This is a genomic window from Dehalococcoides sp. (assembly GCF_041654235.1).
GTDB classification, from domain to species: Bacteria; Chloroflexota; Dehalococcoidia; order Dehalococcoidales; family Dehalococcoidaceae; genus Dehalococcoides; species Dehalococcoides mccartyi_B.
Genome location: NZ_JBAZDW010000082.1, coordinates 1 through 4,753, shown reverse-complemented (window position 1 = coordinate 4,753; position 4,753 = coordinate 1). Strand labels below are relative to the sequence as shown.

7 protein-coding genes and 1 pseudogene are annotated in these 4,753 nt (G+C 49.6%); all 8 read right to left on the bottom strand.

The features are described from left to right. Positions 1-75 precede the first annotated feature (75 nt). Positions 76-639 (bottom strand): methylated-DNA--[protein]-cysteine S-methyltransferase, encoded by a 564-nt coding sequence (locus WC259_RS07665; protein ID WP_015407939.1) that lies wholly within the window; start codon positions 637-639, stop codon positions 76-78. 75 nt (positions 640-714) lie between these two features. Then, positions 715-1,254 carry a ribosome hibernation-promoting factor, HPF/YfiA family gene (hpf, locus tag WC259_RS07660; protein WP_011309811.1) on the bottom strand — a complete coding sequence of 180 codons (540 nt, stop codon included), beginning with the start codon at positions 1,252-1,254 and terminating at the stop codon, positions 715-717. 13 nt (positions 1,255-1,267) lie between these two features. Continuing rightward, the gene (locus WC259_RS07655; RefSeq protein WP_015407250.1) at positions 1,268-1,969 is read right to left on the bottom strand and encodes a ComF family protein; all 702 of its coding nucleotides are present in this window, start codon (positions 1,967-1,969) and stop codon (positions 1,268-1,270) included. 39 nt (positions 1,970-2,008) lie between these two features. Continuing rightward, on the bottom strand, positions 2,009-2,212 hold the full coding sequence (locus tag WC259_RS07650; protein ID WP_011309809.1) for a hypothetical protein: 204 nt from the start codon (positions 2,210-2,212) through the stop codon (positions 2,009-2,011). A 71-nt stretch (positions 2,213-2,283) separates the two neighbouring features. After that, complete coding sequence (gene thpR, locus WC259_RS07645; protein WP_011309808.1) at positions 2,284-2,865, bottom strand: RNA 2',3'-cyclic phosphodiesterase; 582 nt, start codon at positions 2,863-2,865, stop codon at positions 2,284-2,286. Then, on the bottom strand, positions 2,858-3,709 hold the full coding sequence (locus tag WC259_RS07640; protein ID WP_372644036.1) for an amidohydrolase family protein: 852 nt from the start codon (positions 3,707-3,709) through the stop codon (positions 2,858-2,860). Before WC259_RS07640 ends, thpR begins: the two co-directional genes overlap by 8 nt. Positions 3,710-3,722: 13 nt before the next feature. Further along, positions 3,723-4,379, bottom strand: coding sequence for a 50S ribosomal protein L25/general stress protein Ctc (locus tag WC259_RS07635; RefSeq protein ID WP_015407247.1), 657 nt, complete (start codon positions 4,377-4,379; stop codon positions 3,723-3,725). Positions 4,380-4,553: 174 nt separating this feature from the next. After that, positions 4,554-4,753 (bottom strand): annotated as a pseudogene (locus WC259_RS07630) (gamma-glutamylcyclotransferase); the annotation flags it as partial.

The following is a 4,753-nucleotide window of genomic DNA, read 5'->3' as shown; positions in this document are numbered from 1 at the left end:
CTTTGGATAAAGAACAGACCGAACTCTGGTTTTACTATTCCCGTCCGTGGGATGCTGTACCTCTGGAAACGTTAGTTATAAACCTGAAGGTTTCCTAGCTTCCAGTGTAAGCAGCCAGCATTTTATGTTTATTCCGCCGTTAAAACCGCCTGTTTTGCCGCTACCGGCAATTATCCTGTGGCAGGGTACTATGAGGGGCACGGGATTTTTATGGAGCGCTTGCCCCACTGCTCTGGCAGCTTTTGGGTAGCCTATCTGGCGGGCAATCTGGCCGTAACTGGCGGTTTGTCCGTAGGGTATCTGGGCGCAGGCCTGAAACACCAGTGATTCAAAGGGTGTATACCCGCCAAGGTCAAGGCTGAACGGGAAATCCGTGCTGATTCCCTTGAAATAGCTTTCAAGTTTAGTTGCCAGAGAGCTGACTAGATTGTTGGTCCGGGTAGCACCCGGCGGCGGTTTCAGTTGCCCCAGTGCTTCGGTTTGACCGGGCTGGGGCAGGGTAAGGCGGCAGATTCCTTCCGTAGATGCCATTACCCCAACCCAACCCGGTTGGATTTTAAAAATATCCCAGCGGATATCGGAATCAGTCTCAGCCATTCTGACGGCTGTGTCAAGGCTCTTTAGTGCAACTCTACTCAAAAGCTGTTATCCACTTCTTAAATTTGACCCTGCAGTCTCCTGGATGTATCAGGGCTGGTGTCCGGGCATTAAAAACTATTCGGGTACAGGCTCTACCAGCTCAAATTTGCCGTCAGCAAAGCGGCGAAGCAGATTTACCCGTTTGGTATCCGGACCTAAAAAGAGCAGATATTCCTCTCCGGATAAATTCAGCTGATTTACGGCTTCTTCCACGGTCATGGGTTTTGCCTCTTGTTGGCGTTTTCGGATTAAAGGCTCACGTGGAGGTGAAGACACCTTGGGCTGGCTGAGACGTATACTTTCGCGGTTGCGTACTTTTTCCTCCATTTTGCCTTTGGCATGGTCAATCTGCTGGTTAAGCACTTTCACCGCCTGGTCGGCGGCGGTCAGCAGGTTTTCGGCCCGTTCTTCAGCGTAAAGTACGTCTGTACCGGTATGCAGAGTAGCTTTCAGGATAAAATGGTCAGCCTGGGAACGGGTTTGTTCCTCGTCAAGCTCAATCTTGAACTCGGAAATCTGGGGGAGCATGCGGGTTATCCGTCCCATTTTGCGTTGGATATAACTGCGGGTACGGTTGTCCAGGCGGCAATTCTTGGTGGTAATCTGAATCTCCATACTCTACACTCCTCTATCTTTCTCTGGCTATGGTCAGCCCCCATACACTGAGGGCACCAGCCTCTTTAAGAGTGGCGGCGCAGGCATTCAGGGTAGCGCCTGTGGTTGCTACATCATCTATTATAATCACTCTGGGGGCGGTTGTCGTGGGGTATTTGAAAATAAAGGCGTTGTTTACGTTTGCCAAACGTTCAATGCGGTTTTGGGTGCGTGCCTGAGAGGCAGTTGCCAGAGAACGCTCAAGCCATTTGTCGGCTAATTCTATACCCGTTTGGCGGCAAAGTTCCCTTGCCAGCAGGAGAGACTGGTTATAGCCGCGGTATTTCAAACGGCTGGGGTGGAGAGGCACAGGTACAATAATATCAGCCGGCATAGGGTTTTGTTTAAGGTAGTCTGCCATAAAAGTGCCCAGTAACGGAGCAACCGAACGCAGGTTGTGGTATTTGAGGGAATAAATGGCTTGGGCAATACCGCCTTCAAAGTTGAAAACTGAACGCAGCCCGTCCAGATGGATTTTGCCGGAAAGGCACATAGGGCAAACCCCGTCATTTGATACATGATGACCGCAGAGTGAACAGACCGGAGGGGAGATATAGCTGAGACCGGCATGGCATTTGGCACAGAACAGCTTGCCTTCTTTCCCGCAAACCAGACACTGCTGGGGAAAGACTAGATCCAGCAGTGTATCTTTAAAGGATTGATGCAAAAACGCCATCAGTTTGCCCCCAGGCAGATTAGATTGGCTTTTACCGGCCTAATGCTGGCGGTTGTTGCCGTTTATGATAGGTTCGTTAATATATATATCCCCGTTGCGGATTTTGAGGTTGAAGCCGCAACCGGGGTTAGAGCAGACCCAAGCTTTGTAATGGATGGATGCACCCTGACTGCCAAAGTCTGACAGGGGCAGCAGATCACCCTGATTGCATTTTAAACATTTCGGAAAACTTGTATTCTCCACGAAGTTACCTCCCGGCTGAGACCTTGTTTCAAGTTGATTGAGTATACTCCTAGAGGCTTATCCTGACAAGATTAGGCAAGGCTGATTTGGGTCAGTCTGGTATATAACGGCCCGGCGGGTAAAAGCTGGCTTTTAAACAAACAGATATGGCTGGCGTGTAAGCTGGTTTGGGGGATAGGGGGTGCGGATTTGAGTATTTTGGCAGTGGTTTCTATATCATTTCTACCGGCATTCTCCCTAAGACGCCCAAGGGTCAAGTGGGGAGCAAATTCCCGTGTATCTGTTGGAAATCCCAGCCGGGAAATATTTTTCTCAACTTCGGCGAAGGTGGCTTGCAGTTTATCGGTCTCACCTTTCAGCCCCAGCCAGATAACCTTCGGGTTTGAAAGTGAAGGGAAAGCCCCTATTCGGGTGGTTGATAGGGTAAAGGCAGGGCAGGCCAGTGCGGCTTTCTCCATGCCCTGTACGATACTCTCAATCTGGCTTAGCGGGGTATCCCCCAGAAATTTGAGAGTCAGGTGGATAGACTCGGGTTTTACCCATTTAATAGCTTGAGAGGGTATAGGCAGCGAATTCTGGATACCGCCGAGTGTGGTGTTAAGCTCAGGTGACAGTTCTATGGCGATGAAAGTGCGGATAAGTCCTTCAGCCAAGACCCGTTTCCTCTTTGTTTAACCAGTCAAGTGCGTTTTGCCGCAGTATCTTTGCCTGTATATCAGTCTCAAGCCGTCCATCTAGTAGGTGTTTTAAGGTGCGGTCATAAGGCATGAGGGGGTAATCACTGCCGAAAAGGAGTTTAGTCTCTCCGGCCAGTTTTATCACCTGCTGATAAATTTCAGGGTTGTACAGGAAAGGGGCGGCCGCGGTGTCATAGGCGGTGTTTGAAAGCACCTTGGCGGCTTCCGGCATAAGGTGGTAAAAGGGCATGCCCCCGCCCAGATGGGCCAGTACCAGTTTAAGCTTGGGGTATCGGGAAATAAACGGGTAAAACCTTTCCGGAGTGGCAAGACCCTTTCCTGGATAGATATGCCCCAGTGGCTCTGAAGCATGAAACAGGCAAACCAAGCCCCTCTGTGCTATACGCTCAAACAAAGGTTGATATGGCGGAAGAGCCAGTTCTTCCGGCCGTTCGGTACGGAGTTCGCCTATACCCTTTGCCCCCAGACTGAGGCAGCGTTCCAGCTCATTAAGGCTGGCAGGCGGGTTTGAAATGGGTAAAGCACAAAACGGAATAATCCTTTCAGGGTAACGGCGGGCAGATTCCAGCAGGTAGTTATTGGTAAATGTACACAGTTCATCTGAATCCCAGCTGATATTCAGTGCCACTGCCCTATCCACGCCGGCTTCATTCAGTGCCGCTACCAACTCGTCTGCGGTTATCATTTTGGCTTTGAGGTTTGAATAAAGCAGCCCCATGCAGCTGTCCCGGCAGGTGTATTCCTGCCGGGCTGCAATGATTTCGGGAGGGAAAATATGGGTATGAAAATCTATTATCATGAAGGACGGATAACTATTCCTTTTCAGTGCTTTCTTTTTCTTCAATATGGGCTACAGGTTTCTCCACAGATTCCTCAGCCGGGTTGACTGCCACCGTGGTTTCTACCTTGAGGTGGACTTCGCTTACCTTGGCTACCAGAAGGTCAGCCTCGTTCAGGATTTTGGCTCCGCCGGGCAGGATGATATCTTTTATGTAAAGGTCTTTCTCCAGAGTGTCAAACTGGGAGAGGTCAATATGTATTTCTGGCGGAAGGTCATCCGGCAGGGCTTCAACAGTAAGGTGCGTAAAGGGGGCTATCAGTTTGTGTCCTTTTTCTTTGAGCAGGGATGATTCACCGCTGAAGTGGATGGGTATTTCCGCCGTTACTTTTTCTTTCAGATTTATCTGGTAAAAATCTACATGCTCAAGGTAACCTTTTATAGGGTTGCGCTGAATTTCACGGATAAATACTTTGCGGGTTTTTTTGTCTGTGTCCAGCTTGATATTCACCAGATGTGAACTGCCGGCCCGGTTGATGGTTGATTCAAGTTCCAGTGTGTCGGCTTGAAGTGCCAGTGATTTCAGTCCGTGCCCGAAGATATGGACAGGGGTTAGCCCTTGGGCTCTGATGAGTTTGTTCTTGTTGCCAAAAACCTGTCTGGGTTTAAGTGCCAGGCTGATACCAGTCATTTAGTGCCTCCTTCAAATCAGATAAATCTGTTTATCTGTTGCTGTGAGAAAATCCGGGTATCGCTTTGGTTACTCCTTTGTCAAAGGTTAACGGGTGATAGATGATGTGCTGTCTAAGCTAATTTTATTCCTTCCCTTGACAGTGATTTAAAACTGTCAAAAGCTGTCCAGGGGTCAGACAAGCCCCCATTCATGATAGGCTTGCTGGATTACCGTCAAGTATTCGGCGGAGGGTTTGGCCTCGTCACCAGAGCGGCGGCGGGTATGAGTAAAGGCTTCCAAAAGACTCCCGTCTTCGTTATGGACATTTACTTTTATCCGTTCGCTGTTAGCCGGATATTCCTCATGGGCGTCCAGTTTGCGCAGTCCGGATT